This is a genomic window from Collinsella sp. AF02-46-1 (assembly GCF_003465825.1).
In the GTDB taxonomy this organism is placed as follows: domain Bacteria; phylum Actinomycetota; class Coriobacteriia; order Coriobacteriales; family Coriobacteriaceae; genus Collinsella.
The window spans coordinates 1-14,317 of record NZ_QSBV01000029.1; the positions used below are offsets into that span (position 1 = coordinate 1).

The 14,317-nt window shown below is 63.0% G+C and carries 14 protein-coding genes; 2 read left to right on the plus strand and 12 right to left on the minus strand.

Annotated elements, in window-relative coordinates:
• The 5 genes from DWV20_RS09350 to tmk form a co-directional block, all read right to left on the minus strand.
• Positions 1-1,007 (minus strand): hypothetical protein (locus DWV20_RS09350; protein WP_147346321.1); only part of this gene is annotated, 1,007 nt, incomplete at its 3' end.
• 10 nt (positions 1,008-1,017) lie between these two features.
• The gene (locus DWV20_RS09355) at positions 1,018-1,824 is read right to left on the minus strand and encodes a double zinc ribbon domain-containing protein (protein ID WP_232049577.1); all 807 of its coding nucleotides are present in this window, start codon (positions 1,822-1,824) and stop codon (positions 1,018-1,020) included.
• A gap of 102 nt (positions 1,825-1,926) precedes the next feature.
• A complete protein-coding gene (locus DWV20_RS09360; RefSeq protein WP_118256860.1) occupies positions 1,927-3,627 on the minus strand; it encodes a regulatory iron-sulfur-containing complex subunit RicT in 1,701 nt (566 codons plus the stop codon).
• Complete coding sequence (locus DWV20_RS09365) at positions 3,618-4,745, minus strand: ATP-binding protein (RefSeq protein ID WP_118256861.1); 1,128 nt, start codon at positions 4,743-4,745, stop codon at positions 3,618-3,620. The genes DWV20_RS09360 and DWV20_RS09365 overlap by 10 nt, the downstream gene beginning before the upstream one ends.
• 1 nt (position 4,746) lies before the next feature.
• Complete coding sequence (tmk, locus tag DWV20_RS09370) at positions 4,747-5,430, minus strand: dTMP kinase (RefSeq protein ID WP_118256862.1); 684 nt, start codon at positions 5,428-5,430, stop codon at positions 4,747-4,749.
• Between the two features lie 239 nt (positions 5,431-5,669).
• Here tmk and DWV20_RS09375 point away from each other — a divergent pair, with 239 nt between their 5' ends.
• Positions 5,670-6,653 (plus strand): zinc-ribbon domain-containing protein, encoded by a 984-nt coding sequence (locus DWV20_RS09375; RefSeq protein ID WP_118256863.1) that lies wholly within the window; start codon positions 5,670-5,672, stop codon positions 6,651-6,653.
• Between the two features lie 142 nt (positions 6,654-6,795).
• Here DWV20_RS09375 and DWV20_RS09380 read toward each other — a convergent pair whose 3' ends face one another.
• The 7 genes from DWV20_RS09380 to DWV20_RS09410 form a co-directional block, all read right to left on the minus strand.
• Entirely contained in the window at positions 6,796-9,390 is a 2,595-nt protein-coding gene (locus tag DWV20_RS09380) for a DNA topoisomerase I (protein WP_118256864.1), read from the minus strand.
• 54 nt (positions 9,391-9,444) lie between these two features.
• Positions 9,445-10,128, minus strand: a complete 684-nt coding sequence (gene hypB / locus DWV20_RS09385) for a hydrogenase nickel incorporation protein HypB (protein ID WP_117640380.1) — start codon at positions 10,126-10,128, stop codon at positions 9,445-9,447.
• A gap of 55 nt (positions 10,129-10,183) precedes the next feature.
• Positions 10,184-10,540 (minus strand): hydrogenase maturation nickel metallochaperone HypA, encoded by a 357-nt coding sequence (gene hypA / locus DWV20_RS09390; RefSeq protein WP_118256865.1) that lies wholly within the window; start codon positions 10,538-10,540, stop codon positions 10,184-10,186.
• A gap of 6 nt (positions 10,541-10,546) precedes the next feature.
• The gene (gene tatC / locus DWV20_RS09395; RefSeq protein WP_199581817.1) at positions 10,547-11,338 is read right to left on the minus strand and encodes a twin-arginine translocase subunit TatC; all 792 of its coding nucleotides are present in this window, start codon (positions 11,336-11,338) and stop codon (positions 10,547-10,549) included.
• Positions 11,338-11,901 (minus strand): twin-arginine translocase TatA/TatE family subunit, encoded by a 564-nt coding sequence (locus tag DWV20_RS09400; protein ID WP_158566374.1) that lies wholly within the window; start codon positions 11,899-11,901, stop codon positions 11,338-11,340. The genes tatC and DWV20_RS09400 overlap by 1 nt, the downstream gene beginning before the upstream one ends.
• Positions 11,902-12,054: 153 nt before the next feature.
• Positions 12,055-12,369, minus strand: a complete 315-nt coding sequence (locus DWV20_RS09405; protein ID WP_118256868.1) for an STAS domain-containing protein — start codon at positions 12,367-12,369, stop codon at positions 12,055-12,057.
• A 51-nt stretch (positions 12,370-12,420) separates the two neighbouring features.
• Positions 12,421-13,725, minus strand: a complete 1,305-nt coding sequence (locus DWV20_RS09410) for an aminotransferase class I/II-fold pyridoxal phosphate-dependent enzyme (protein WP_118256869.1) — start codon at positions 13,723-13,725, stop codon at positions 12,421-12,423.
• Between the two features lie 150 nt (positions 13,726-13,875).
• Between DWV20_RS09410 and DWV20_RS09415 the strand changes: the two genes are divergently transcribed.
• Entirely contained in the window at positions 13,876-14,130 is a 255-nt protein-coding gene (locus DWV20_RS09415; RefSeq protein ID WP_022093864.1) for a hypothetical protein, read from the plus strand.
• The last annotated feature ends 187 nt before the right edge of the window (positions 14,131-14,317 follow it).

Consider the following 14,317-nt stretch of genomic DNA (forward strand, 5'->3'; position numbering starts at 1 on the left):
GGACCTCGGGACGCTCTTACACCACGTCTGCGCGCGCCACCGCGGAGCATTTCGTTGTTGACCGTCGCGACCTCGATTCCCATAGTAATCAAGCCCGTGTTGCGCTTTTCATCATGGATACGTCCCCTCCGAGAGGAATGGCCCAGCTCACCGTTGTATTCCAGGTCAAACCGGGCTGTCTCTTGATACGCATCGCAAACTGCATGGGGCATCCCCGAGATTGTCTGCGCACGGTCATCGAACTCGATCTTGTAGTCGGTCTTAAAAGGTCCGCAGGCAAACCCGCCATAGGAAAACGGAAGCGAAAACAGGGCAAGCATGATGCACTCCATGGGCGAGAGCAGGTTTTCTGACAGGTAGGGACACAGACGCAGCAGCTGTTTGGCCACATTCCCCTTGCATGCCGCAAGATAATCTGCCAGGCGATCGGGCGTCAGCGCCGGCTCGACTTCAAAGTAGCCCACGTCTGCTGGCTGGTCCTTGTCCTTTGCAAGTTTATTCGTAACAGGCGAGGTGTAGGGAGGCAGATACTTCCCGCGGTCGCTCAGTGAAATCTTAGAGCACAGCTCCTGGGCCAGGGCAAACGCCTGGATGCAGCCGACCTCGCGCGCAACGGCAACACAAAGGGCCTCGGGAGATAGGCTGTACACCCCCGGTTCCACCTCTAGAATCGAGCCGGCGGGTAACCCGGAACACACGGACCAGCCCACGCCAAGAATGCGGCGGCGATGCGCCGCAGATCCCACCAGCAAGCACAGATCTTCTTGCACCTCGCCGCTTTTGGCTCCAATTCGCACCAAGTCAGGAAGATAGATATCCTCGGTCGAGGGCGACGACGTGCGCAGCACACGGCGCTCTTCATCGGGATTAAGGTCCTTCCAGCTGATATAGCCCATCTGCCGGCGCTCGGCGCGCATCATGCGCAGCGCCGAAGCGCCTGTTAGGATTACGGAAGCCGCTAGCTGTTCGCCTGTCGGCTCGTTGCGCCGCTCAATCTTCACTGCCACAAAACCACCCCTACCAAACGCGTGCGATAGCGAGGCCATCGACTGCCGCAGCGCCGGCGCGCTTGAGTTCCGCCGAAGCCGCGGCCATCGTCGCGCCCGTGGTGATAACGTCATCGATAAGCAGTAGGCGGCGGCCGTGCACGTCCTCAACCGTCTCGTACATGCCTTGGGCACGCTCGCGACGCTCCTCACGACCGAGTTCGCGCTGGTCGCCATGCCCGTACTTGACGAGGGCATCGAGCAGGGGAACACCCGACAGCTCGCAAAATGGGCGCGCAATGGCCTCCATATGATCAAAGCCACGCCGCCGAAACGCTGCCGCCGTCGCAGGCACAAACACCACCGCATCCGCACCGGACAGCACACCTCCTAAGCGTTCGGGCGCTACGACCTGGGCATGCAGGGCGGTGTCGTAGAGCAGCTCCGCCAGATACGGCGCCAGGCGTCGCTCGCCCGCGTCCTTGTACGCTTTAATGATGCGCGGCAGCGGATGCGCATAGACGGCGCACGCCAGGCAGCGGTCGAGCGCCTCCGCCATTGCCGAGGACGTGCCCTCGACCGAGCACTCAGTGCACAGCAAATCCCCAAACGGGGCGCCGCATCGGGTACAGCTATGACGTGGGTCGATGAGCGTGAGCGCGGCCAGGCAGTCTTGGCAAATAAGCGCACCGGCGCGCTCGCAGCCGGCACATCGTGTTGGCGACAATGCCTCGAGTGCCTCGCGTGCCGCCCGCTCGGCAAACGGCAGCAATTCGTCCGCAAACGGTAGGGCGCCGGCACCCTGCAGACGGCTCAATTTGTTCAGATGGCTCTTCAAGACACAACCCTCCCTACGTTCGGTCGCAGGGAGGGTTGTTGATTCAGCGCTATGGTACCCCGACGCGATTGGGGCAAGGCTGGTTAAATCCGCTCGCGGGCGTTATTCGCCGGCAGGCGGTTGTGGTGCAGACGAAGACGGGGCCGAGCCCTCGCCACCATCCTGGCGCGGCTTGCGGGAACGGCGACGGCGACGGCGCTTTTGACCCTGGTCGGCCGAGCCCTCGCCACCGCAATCTTCGCGCGACTCGCGCTCGTCGCGAGCGGCGCCACGCGAAGCCTTGGCAGCCGCTCCCCCGCCATCTCCGGGACGACGGCGTGTGACCTTGACCTCGCCATCCGAGACCTGATCGGCAACGGAGGGCACTGAGGGCTTCTGTTGCGCGCCCGAGGAATGGCGACGGCGCGGACGCGGCGCGCGCTCATCCTCGCCACGTGACTTGCCGCCCTTGTCGGCAGGCGCATCGGAGGCCGAGGCGCCCTTGGAAGCGGCACCAGCCTCGCGAGCAGCTGCGGCGCGGAAGGCATCCTCGCGCTCCTCGCTCGACAGGTGACGGCGGCGACGGCGCGTGGGGTTCATGCCACCGCCACGGTTTTGCTGCTGAGGCTGCTGAGTCTCGCGCTCGCGGGAGGAGTTCTTGCCTGCAGCTGCAGCCTCGCCGACATCGCCCGAGCCCGCGCGCTTGCGACGACGACGGCCACCGGCGGCCTCCTCGGCCTCAGGCGTTGCGGCATTGCCACGGCCCTTTCCGCGGCCACGACCCTCGCCCTGCCCCTGACCGGCGCGAGCATCGGATTCAGCATCGCGACGACGGCGCTTGGGCATCGACGTGCCGGCAAGACGGTCGGCGCTCGACAGGCCATCGCCCACGTCGACGCCGTTCTCGCGGTCGAGTTCCATGAGCGCCAGACGCATCTCGGGCGACTCGATGCGCTCGAGCACATCGCGCGTCACGCAGTCGGGGCGGCAATTGCAGCCCTGCTCGGCGGCCTTCTTCTTGCAGCCCTCCGAGCAGGTCATATCGGCCAGGTTGACCTTAAAGACCTTGCCGTTCTCCAGGCGCAGCACCAGCTGCTCACGCGGCGTGTCATATTCCTGAATACGCGCCTTGCCGAGCGGCGTATCGATGAGCGTCTTCTTTTTGGGCGCACGGCTCTTAAAGTCCTTGTACGCTTCGAACTCGTAGCGCAGGCAGCACATCAGGCGGCCGCACACGCCGCTGATCTTGGAGGAATTGAGCGGCAGGTCCTGCTCTTTTGCCATGCGGATCGAGACGGGCTCAAACTGTCCGCCAAAGCGCGTGCAGCAGAGCTCCTGGCCGCACTGGGCATAGCCGCCCACCAGGCGAGTCTCGTCGCGCACGCCGATCTGGCGCATGTCGACGCGAATGTGCAGCGTCGAGGACAGATCCTTGACGAGCTGGCGAAAATCGACGCGCTCCTCGGCCGCAAAGTAGAACACGGCCTTCTCGCCGCCAAACAGGTACTCGACGCCGACCGGCTTCATCTCGAGGTCGAGTTCTTTGACCAGACGGCGGAAATCGACCATGGCCTCGTCGCCCTGGATGGCAAGATCGTCGGCAAGCTGCAGGTCGATGTCGCTCGCCACGCGCAGCACGGGCTTGAGCGGCTGACCGATCTCGTCTTGCGGCACCTCGAAGGGATCGGCCGTAACCAAGCCGATCTCGGTTCCGCGCTCGGTGGAGCAAATGGCATAATCGGCCTCGAGGATATCCAGGTCCTGCGGGTCAAACCACAGGTCGCGCGAGGCGTAGGTAAACTTAACGGGTACGACTAACGGCATTTCAGTGCCTTCCTGATATCGAACAGCATGACCTCGATGGCCAGCTGGGGAGTAACGTTTCTGGCGATGTTGCGCTCGGCGGTCGCGACCGCCTCGAGCGCCTGGGTGGCACCCGCAACATTGGTCGCAGCGGCAAGCCGACCGATCGTGTCGCGCACATCCTCGTTCACCACGTCGGCTGCCTCGTCCTGAAGTGTCAGCAGCACGTCGCGCATGAGCGTCCGCGCGCTCGCCAGCGCTTCCATGATACCCGAACGCTCGCGCGCGTTGAGTTCGCGCTTGTTGCGGTCCTCAAGCTGCTTCAATGCTCCACGCGACAGGTAGTCGGCATTTTGCTCGAGTACCTTTTCCTGCGTGGACTTGACCTCGGCGAGCGGCGCCTTAACGGCGACAATGAGCGACTTGGCGCGGCTGAGCACGTCGGCCTCGTCGGCGGCAATGAGTGAGTCGATGGCACGGACCATCTGACGGCGAGCGTCCTGGCGCTCGGCGCTCTTAAGAAACTCGATGCCGCGCGTGGGACTCCCCGCTACGGCGACTGCCATGCGGCAACGCGCAGGGTCCTGACCGGTGGCGCGGCTCACGGCCTGCGCGGCGACGGCGGGCGACACCAGCCGAAACGGCACGCACTGGCAGCGACTCACGATAGTGGGCAGCATCACGTCGGCCGAGGTGCCCAGCAAGATAAACATAACGCCCTCGGGCGGCTCCTCGAGTGTTTTGAGCAGCGCGTTGGCGGTGTTGGCGCGCAGCTGCTCGGCACGGTCGATGATGTAGACCTTTGCCTTGGCGCGGATGGGCGCCAGCGGCACGTCATCGAGCAGCTCGCGGGTCTGGGCGATGAGGTAACCCGTGGCGCTCTCGGGCGTGTAATAGTGCACGTCGGGATGCGTATGCCGAGCAACGCGCACGCAGCTGTCGCATGCGCCGCAGCCGTCCTGCTCGCACAGGAAGGCTTGGGCGAGCGCCCACGCGGCGTCGAGCTTGCCCGCGCCGGGCGCGCCCAAAAACAGGTAGGCGTGCGATGCGCGACCGCTAGCGACGGCATTGGTCAAAAAGTCGCGCACGCGCTCTTGGGTGTCGAGCTTGGCCAGCAGGCTTGCCTGAGCGGGGGCCATGTTACTCGGCCTCCTTGGCAAGCGCGGCGGCGACGGCTTCCCGCGGAATGTCGAGACCGTACGCGCGAACCTGCTCGACCGTCTTCGCAAAGACCTCCTCGATGGGCGCGGTGGCGTCGATAAGCTTTACGCGATTTGGCTCCTCGGCAGCAATTGAGCAAAACCCCTCGTAGACACGCTCCTGGAATGCCATGCCCTTAGCCTCCATGCGATCTGCCGCGCCACGGGCGGCCATGCGCAGCGCCGCCTGCTCGGGCGTGATGTGGTAGACGAGTGTGAGCGCCGGGTGCGTTCCCGCGACGGCGAGGCTGTTGGCGTTGCGCACCATCTGGCGGTCGAGGCCATCGGCAAACGCCTGGTAGCAGGTCGTGGAATCGTAGAAGCGGTCGCACAGGACCACCTTGCCGGCCGCGAGGGCGGGCGCGATGACCTCGTGCACCAACTGGGCGCGCGCCGCCTCGTAGAGCAACAGCTCGCAGGTGTCTCCCATTGCCGTGTTGGCGGGGTCGAGCAGCAGGGCGCGAATCTTTTCGCTGATGGCGGTGCCGCCCGGCTCGCGCAGGCTCACAACCTGGTAGCCGGCGAGTTCGAGCGCGCGGGCAAGCAGGCGCGCCTGCGTGGACTTGCCGGCACCGTCGACGCCCTCGAGCGTGATAAAGCTATGTTGAGCAGGCTCAAAAGCCATGGGCGCAGCCCCTTCCTACAAGGCGCGTAAATGCAGATATATCAACCAAGCCATGATACCCCAGTGCTCGGCGCGTCCCCAATGACTAAAGGTGCCTTTCCAAAGTTGCGGTGAAATAGGGACTGATTGAAGCTCTGAGACCGCCAAACAGTCCCTATTTCACCGCAACGTATGATGGGGAATTTTGGATGCTGGGTATAATCATCGTATTGCATTGAAATGTGGCGAAAGGAGTGGCAATGTCTCGGTATTGCGCCTCGTGCGGCAAGCTTCTTGCAGATGATGCCAAGTTCTGCACCTCGTGCGGTGCACCCGTTGAGCAAACAGCCGCGAGCGATAGCCAGCCCGCTTTTGAGCAGACCGGTTCCCTCGATACGCCGCAAGCCAAGGCGGACGACCCCCTCGCCTATAGCCCCGACCCCGCCGCAAGGACCGAGGCCGTCGAGACCACGCAGCGCATACCCGTCGCGAGCGGCTCGCCCCAACAGCAGCCGGCTCCCGCATACGCGCCCACTTCGCCACAGACCCCCGCTCCCAAAAAGAGCGGCACCGGGCCGCTTATCGCCGTTATCGTTGTGCTGGTGGCGATCATCATCGCCCTGGTCATCTTCTTTGCAATCAGACCGTTCGACAACGCCGCCACGCAGACGACTGCCGAGGTAGCTAAGCTGCACCATGACGTCGACGACGATGACCTAAAGCCTCTCGGCGATCCCAACAGCCTGTACGACGATGATGACGATGACGACGAGGATGGCGGCGAAGCAACGCTCTCTGAGCAGAACCTCTACCGCCGCCTGAGCGAATACTACGACCTGCTCGAAGATCTCGACAACTACGTCCGTGGCTGCGCGCAGAACTTCAACGGCAACTATCTGGAAGAGGATCGAACCACCCGTCAAAATCTCGCCGACGTCGCCGAGCGCACGGAGGACACCATCGAGCAGTATTACGACATCGTCGAGGACCTGGACGTCCCGACGAGCTCCAAGAACTACAGCTCCTGGAAAGACATCGTTGCCCTGTATGACGACCTGGACCACCGCATTGACGCGATTTGCGATGCCTGGGAGATCAGCCTGAAGTACGCAAAGCCCGCGGACCACAAGAATGAGATCGTGGCGCCGCTGTCACGCGACAACGTGGCGGGCACCAATGACAATAAGTACCGCCTAGACTTTGAGGAGCGCTATCCCGGCGCCAAACCTGTCGAGGTGAACTAGCGCTTTGTCGTTCCCGAGCCGGCAGTTAGGGACGTTCCTAAGCTGCCGGCAGAAAAGGAACGTCCCTAACTGCCGGTCAAAAAAACGAGCGAGGATCGCGGGGTCCTCGCTCGTTTTTTAGGGCAATGTTTCGACTGTGCCGTTACTTGTCGGCGGCTGCCTTCTTGGCAGTCGACTTCTTCGCGGTCGTCTTCTTGGCGGCAGTGGCTTTCTTAGCCGTCGCCTTCTTCGCCGCCGTGGTTTTCTTCGCCGTGCTCGCCTTGGTCGCAGTCTTGCGGCCGCGGGCGGGCTTCTTCTCCTTGGTCGGGCAGTCCATGTTCACGCAGATGCGCCACGGACCGCGCGCCGTGTTGACCACCACGATGGGAGCGCCGCACTCGGGGCAAGTCTCGCCCGTCGCCTCGAGCTTGCCGCGCGCCGGCAGCGGATAGCTCACGCCGCAGTCATCGTAGTTGGTGCAGCGGATAAAGCGCTTGCCGCTCTTCTCACTCTTGTGCGCGATCAGGTCGCCATGGCGTCCGGCCTCGGCACACACCTTGCACTCGCCCACCTTAAGGTCGGGCTCGTAGTTAGTGGGGCACGTCGGGTTCACGCAGATCTCGAAAGCTTTCTGGCGGAACGGCTGACACTTAATGCGCGGCGCACCGCACTCGGGGCACACGGCGGCCTCGCCCTCGAGCGGGCTCACCTTGACGCCGCTCGGCACCGGATAGGTCACGTCGCAGTCGGGCCAGCCCATGCAGCCGATGAAGCTGCCGCGGGTCTTGGCGCTCGTCTTCATAACCAGATCCTTGCCGCACTTGGGGCAGGCGCCCACGCGCGCATCGGCCGTGACGGCGTCGCTGATAGCGTCGCCCAACTCCTGCGTATGCTTAAGCAGTTCGTCGAGCACGCCGGCCAGCAGCGCACGCGAGTGCGTCACGACATGCTCTTCGGTGTCCTCGCCGCGCTCGACGCGAGTCATGTCGCCGTCGAGCTCGCTGGTCATATCGGGGCTCGTGATGCGCGGGGCAAACTGCGTCAGCGCGTCGATGATGGCGATGCCCAGCTGGCTCGGCTCAACGGGATCGTTTTTGAGGTAGCGCACGGCGTACAGGCGCTCGATGATGCTCGCGCGCGTGGACTTGGTGCCCAGGCCGCGCTTTTCCATCTCCTGCACGAGCTTGCCCTGGCTGTAGCGCGCGGGCGGCTCGGTCTGCTTGGCCTCGAGCTTAATGTCGAACACGTCGACCGTGTCGCCCTGCTCCAGCGGCGGCATCTGCTCGTCGCGCTTGAGTCCGTACGGGTACGCCTCGCGGAAACCCGGGGTCACGAGCACATCGCCCGAAGCCACGAACGGCTCGCCGTTCACGTCGAGCTCGAGCTTGGTGTTCTCGATGGTCGCGGGACCCATAAGCGTCGCCAGGAAGCGGCGAGCGATGAGGTCGTAGAGCTTGCGCTGGCCGCCATCGAGCGTGGACGGATCGCCTTCGCCCGTGGGGTAGATGGGCGGGTGGTCAGTGGTCTCGACTTTGCCGCGTGTGGGCTTCATGGGGCCGGCGAGTACCTTTTTGCACACGGGCGCCAGCGCCGGGTTGATCTTTGCCAGGTCGCTCACCACGGCACCCAGATCGAGCGTCGCAGGGTACACGGTGTTGTCGACACGCGGATAGCTGATGAGGCCCGCCATGTAGAGGGACTCGGCGATGCGCATGGTACGTGCAGGTGAGATGCCCTCGGCCGCGGCGGCAGCCTGCAGCGAGGTCGTCGCAAACGGCGTGGGCGGCTGCTGCTTGCGGGAGCGCTTGGTCACCGCGGCGACGGTTGCCGTCGTAGCGCCGTCGACGTGGCCGTACGCCGTCTCGGCAGCATCTTTGTCGGTAAAACGTGTCGTCTTGTGTGCAATCTTAAAGCGGTTATCCTCGGCAGCACCCTGAGCGGCACCCATGCCGCGAATCTGCCAATAGTCCTCGGGCACAAACGCCATGCGTTCGCGTTCGCGCTCGACCACCAGGGCAAGCGTCGGCGTCTGCACGCGGCCGGCGGAGCGTACGTTGCCAAAGCCGCCAAACTTGGCGAGCGTCAGGTAGCGCGTGAGCACCGCGCCCCAAATGAGGTCGATGTGCTGGCGGCTCTCGCCGGCGTCGGCCAGATTCTGGTCGAGCGAGACAAGATTGTCGAAGGCCTGCGTAATCTCGGCCTTGGTAAATGAAGAATACTGGGCGCGGGCGACCGGCAAGTCCGGCGCGACCTCGCGCACCTTGTTGAGAGCGTCCGAACCGATCAGCTCACCCTCGCGATCGAAGTCCGTGGCGATAATGACACTGTCGGACTTTTTAGCGAGGTTCTTGAGCGAACGAATGAGTTCTTTCTCGGCCGGCAGCTTAATGACGGGCGCCCAGGTGAGATAGGGCAGGCTCTCGAGCTTCCAGCCCTTGATGGAGATACCGTCGGCAAGAAACGGCTTGCGCTTGGTGTCGTAGGGCGGACGAGCCAGACCATCGGGCATGTCGGCCGGCAGCATTTCGCCGTCCTCCGTGACCGAATACCAGCCCAGCTTTTTATCGAACAGCACGCTGTCGCAAAAATCGGGCGCCAGGATGTGACCGGCAAGGCCGATGGTCACGCACTCCTCGCCCTTCCACTCAAAACGGTAGATGGCGGTGTTGTACACCTTGTCCTTTTTGGGTTTGCCCGTGGACAGACGCTCGGCGATCTGACGCGCGGCGTCGTTTTTCTCGGCGATGATGAGCTTCAAAAGAGGCTCCTATCTCGTATCTCTGCGGCTACGCCCGCCCGTATGGCGGCCGACTTACGCCCTTGCTTGCTCAATCTGCCCGATGAGCCAATCGCACCAGGCATCCATGCCCTCGCCCTTGCGCGCGCTCACGGCAAACCGCGGCGCCTGCGGATTGAGGTCATCGAGTGTCTTAGTATACCTATCCATGTCAAAATCGAAAGCCGGAGCCACGTCGACCTTGTTGAGCAGCTGCGCGCCGGCGTGTTGGAAGATGCCCGGGTACTTGATGGGCTTGTCGTCGCCCTCGGGCACCGAGAGAATCATGATGGACAGGTTCTCGCCCAGGTCAAAGTCGACCGGGCAGACCAGGTTGCCCACGTTTTCGATAAAGATGACGTCGATGTTCTCCAGACCCACAGCCTGGTCGAAGGCGTCGACGGCCTCCATGATCATGTTGCCCTCGAGGTGGCACAGGCCGCCCGTGTTGATCTGGATGGCGGGCATGCCGGCTTCCTTCATGGTGATGGCGTCGACATCCGAGGCGATATCGCCCTCGATGACGGCGCAGCGCAGGCCGGCTTTGTCACGCAGGCGCTCGTTTGTGCCCAGAATCGTGGTGGTCTTACCCGAGCCGGGGCTCGACAGCACGTTGATCACGTAGGTGTTCGTCTGCTCAAATCGCTGACGCAGCTGATCTGCCAGGCGCTCGTTGCGCGACAGAATCGGCGATGCAATATCAATCGTTTTCTCGGCCATACTTAGCGCTCCTTACTTTGGCCCCTTTATACCCCATCACCAGATGGCTAGCGGGCTAATCGTCGGGGGTTTCGATTTCGATACTTGCGATATCGAGCTCGCGGCCGTGCAGTAGGCGCACGTTGGCACCACCACACTGGGGACAGCGACAGTGGAAGCGATCGTGGTCGAAAACCTCACCGCAGTCCAGACACTCGCTTTGTGGATGGACCTCCTCCACGGCAAGCTCGCAGCCTCGCGTGAGCGGGTCCTCGTCGCGAAATGTCTCCCACGCAAAGTCGAGCGCCTCGCGCACGACCTCGGTCATATCCCCGATACGAAGCGTTACCAAAACGGCGCGCGAGGCCCCCGCCCCACGCGCCGCGCGAATCACTGTATCGAGCATGCCGTTGACAATGCCAACCTCGTGCATACCGATTTACTCCTCGTCGTCCTCGTCGTCCGAGAACAGGTCCAGACGGCTCACGAACAGGCCTTCCTTGCCCTCGCGCGCGGTAATGACCACGCGGGCGATAGCGAGCGAGATCTCGTAGAGCGAGAGCAGGGCGCCGTACATAAGGCCCAGGGTGACGGGCGAACCGTCGGGCGTGATCACAGCCGAACCCACGAGCAGGCCTACGTACACGTAGCGCCAGGCGCTGCGGAAGGCCGCGTAGGACACGATGTGGAAAACAGACAGGTAGAAGATGATGAGCGGCAGCTCAAACGCCACACCAAAGCCGATCATAAAGAGCAGCTCCATGTTAACGTAGTTCTCCAGATCGGGCAGCGCCGTAGCAACGGCCGAGGTCTCGCCGATGAGCCACTCAAAGCCTGCCGGGATAATGATGAAGTAGCAGAAGATAGCGCCCAGGAAGAACAGCACCGTCGAGGCGAGCACCGTGGGCACGACCCATTTGCGCTCGTTGGGACGCAGCGCCGGCAGGAAAAATGCCAGGATCTGCCAGATGATCATGGGCGTGCACATGACCACGGCCATCTTGATGGCCAGCGAGAAGCGCAGGCCAAAGCCGCCGAGCGTGGTGGTGATGTAGAACTTACCGTCCGGCACAAAGGAGCGGATGGGGTCTTCCAGGATGTCGAGCACCACGGGCGTGGCGAAATACAGCACGATGGCTGCGGCAAATACCGACACGACCACGATGGTCAAGCGGCGACGGAGCTCTCCCAGGTGATCTAAGAGCGGCATTCGCGCAGGTCCGATAGGCATTACTCATCGCCTCCCTTCGGGGCGTCGGCGGCAGCGGTGTCGTCTTCGGCCTCGAGCTCGCGAGCGAGCTGGTCGACGACGGCTTTGCGCTTGCGGGGACGACGGGCGTAGAGGTCGGCCGTCGTGGGCTCTGCCGGCTCGGGCTCGGGCTCTGCAGCAGGCTCGGGCTCGACAGCGGCGGCGGGCTCTGCACTCTCGGCCTCCTCAGCAGCACCTTCGCCCTCGGTGGCACCCTCGCTCGCGGCCTTCTCGGCAGCAAGACGGGCACGGCGCTCGGCGAAGGTCTCCTTCTTTGCGGGCGCAGCCGTCTCGGTGGCATCCTCGTCCGCATCGGAATCGTCATCGACAGCCGTCTTCTTGGGCTTGACCGGCGCCGAAGCGGCCTCGCTTACCGGATCGATGATCTCGGATTGAACAACGGCCGTCATCTTTTCCTGCGTCTCGCGGAACTGACGGATGGCACGGCCGATTGTGCGGCCCATCTGCGGGAGCTTATCCGGGCCAAACAGCAAAAAGCCGAAGACCACGATGATCGCGAGCTCACCCTCTCCAATACCAAACACACATACCTCCAAGGCTCGATGTGAGTCGAGCCCGCACCGCGCCATTCGGCCGGAACTCGTCTATTCATTCGGTCAAGTATAGCGCCCGGACGCCAAAACGTTCGGGCGCATCACAAACATATGCCAAACGGCACGCCCCTTTTGGGACAGGGCCTATGCGGCCGTAATCGAAATCTCCTGGTCGACGCCCAGCAGCTGAACCACGCGCATCACCGGCGGCTGCACGTTGACGCAGCTAAAACGCTTGCCGTGATCGGCTGCGTGGTGCGCGGCGCCCACAAGCACGCCAATACCCGTCGAATCGATGTAGCTCACCTGGGCAAAATCGAGCTCAACGGCCTCGGTGGGCTGCTCGAGCGCCAGGTCGATGGCATTGCGCAGGCTATCGGCGTTAGAGATATCGATCTCGCCAGTTACCTTAATGGTGTAGAGCTCTGGCGTGGGGTTGGCGGAAATACCCAAATCCATGTATACGCTCCTTTACGTATCGAAAGTGCAGATAGTACGGGAAGCTGCGCGTTAGGCGCGCTCGGCACGAGCAAGCTCAGCAGCGACAAGCTTGACGGCCAGCACCAGCACATCGAGCGCGGCCTCCAGGTCCTCGACCGTGGGATAGCTCGGCGCGATGCGGATGTTGGTGTCGCGCGGGTCCTTGCCATAAGGCCAGGTGGCACCAGCCGGCGTGAGTTTGACGCCCAGGTCGGCACAAAGCGCGGCGGCCTTTTGGGCCGAGCCCTCGGGACCATCGAAGCTCACAAAGTAGCCGCCGCGGGGATGCGTCCAGGTGGCGCAACCCGTGTCGCCCAGGCCCTCGGTGAGCTTGCGCTCAACGGCCTCAAAGCGCGGGCGCAAAAACTCGGCATGCTTTTTCATGTGCTCCTTGACCGCCTCGATGGTGGGAAGGAAGCGCACATGGCGCAACTGGTTGAGCTTGTCGGCGCTGATCAGGCCGGCCTTGAGGCGCTTGGAGAACTCCGCAATGACCGCAGGGCTTGCGCCGATAAAACCGATGCCGGCGCCCGGGAAGGTGATCTTGGACGTCGAGGCAAATGCCACCACGCGATCCTCGGTGCCTGCCGCACGCGCGAGGTCGAAGATATTGGCGAGCTCGTCGGTCTCGTCATACAGGTCGTGCACGCAGTAGGCGTTGTCCCAAAAGATGCGGAAATCGGGCGCGGCCGTGGGCATCTCGACCAGGCGGCGCACGGTGTCCTCGCTAAAGGTAATGCCCGTAGGGTTGGAATACTTGGGCACGCACCAGATGCCCTTGATGGAGTCGTCGGCGGCAACCAGGCGCTCGACCTCGTTCATGTCGGGGCCGTTGTCAGTCATCGCGACGGGGACGTTCTCGATACCCAGGTCGGCGGTGATGCCAAAGTGGCGGTCGTAGCCGGGAACAGGGCACAGGAACTTGACCTTCTTGCCGTCGTGCGCGGCCTCGTAAGCCTCCCAGGGCTCGCTGCCGCACGAGCCGCAGCGCCAAAACATGCCGGCGATATCGTGCTCGATCAGCAGGCTCGACGAACCCAGTACGAGCGTCTGCTCGGCGGGGCAACCCAGGAACTCCCCCGCCAGCTTGCGTGCCGAGGGAATGCCCTCAAAGCAACCGTAGTTGGAGCAGTCGACGTTGCCGTCGTGCAGATCGGCATCGGCATTGAGGATATCGAGCATGGGTCGAGAGATGTCCACCTGGGAGGGCGACGGCTTGCCGCGGGCCATGTCGAGCGCCAGGCCCTTGGCCTTGACCTCGGCGACCTCGGCTTTGAGCGCCTCGATGGCGGCATCGAGTTCGGTGGTTTCCATCTTCTGGTAGATCGTCTGCATGGGGTGCGACCTTTCGCGAAGCGGTACGTTGCAGTTCGTCTAAGTATAGACCGCCATCGTCGCAACGTTATGAAGCCGTGATAGATTAAGTTCATCGCAATCAATTACGAATCGCCGCGCATGCCGGCGTGGGGCGCCCAAGGAGGCACTATGGAGTACGGATCGTTTCAGGCCGAGGAATTCGGCGACTTGCAGCGCCTGGTCGACGGACTGTTTTACGACCGCCACGCCATCGACCGCCTGGATCTGATCGTACAGGCCGAAATCTTGGACCTGGCGCCCGACCTCATGGAAATCGTGAACCTTTTGCCGCCCGGCTACTACGACCGCCAGTCACTTTGCGACCAGCTCAACTCCGCCTTGGCCGCCCACGGCTGGGGCGCCGTCTACGGAACGGTGGAATAAGCCTCGAGGCCGGCGATTTGGCCCGCTTCCCGACCTTGGCGAGGCTTGTTTTAGGGCTTGTGGCCAAAAAAGGGCAAATATGAGTACTGTTACCTTTTTAGTAGCAGCGATTCTTGGTCGAAATCGGCAAAACTCGACTTGAAACTGGTAGCGCACAGAGATGTGGTGTAAGAGGCGGGGCATGCCC

Coding starts and splice junctions, on each gene's coding strand:
- DWV20_RS09365 (WP_118256861.1), bottom strand. CDS start 4,745: ATGGCCCCCGCTCAGGCAAGCCTGCTGGCCAAGCTCGACACCCAAGAG.
- DWV20_RS09415 (WP_022093864.1), top strand. CDS start 13,876: ATGGAGTACGGATCGTTTCAGGCCGAGGAATTCGGCGACTTGCAGCGC.
- hypA (WP_118256865.1), bottom strand. CDS start 10,540: ATGCACGAGGTTGGCATTGTCAACGGCATGCTCGATACAGTGATTCGC.
- tatC (WP_199581817.1), bottom strand. CDS start 11,338: ATGCCTATCGGACCTGCGCGAATGCCGCTCTTAGATCACCTGGGAGAG.
- DWV20_RS09360 (WP_118256860.1), bottom strand. CDS start 3,627: ATGCCGTTAGTCGTACCCGTTAAGTTTACCTACGCCTCGCGCGACCTG.
- DWV20_RS09375 (WP_118256863.1), top strand. CDS start 5,670: ATGTCTCGGTATTGCGCCTCGTGCGGCAAGCTTCTTGCAGATGATGCC.
- DWV20_RS09410 (WP_118256869.1), bottom strand. CDS start 13,725: ATGCAGACGATCTACCAGAAGATGGAAACCACCGAACTCGATGCCGCC.
- DWV20_RS09405 (WP_118256868.1), bottom strand. CDS start 12,369: ATGGATTTGGGTATTTCCGCCAACCCCACGCCAGAGCTCTACACCATT.
- hypB (WP_117640380.1), bottom strand. CDS start 10,128: ATGGCCGAGAAAACGATTGATATTGCATCGCCGATTCTGTCGCGCAAC.
- tmk (WP_118256862.1), bottom strand. CDS start 5,430: ATGGCTTTTGAGCCTGCTCAACATAGCTTTATCACGCTCGAGGGCGTC.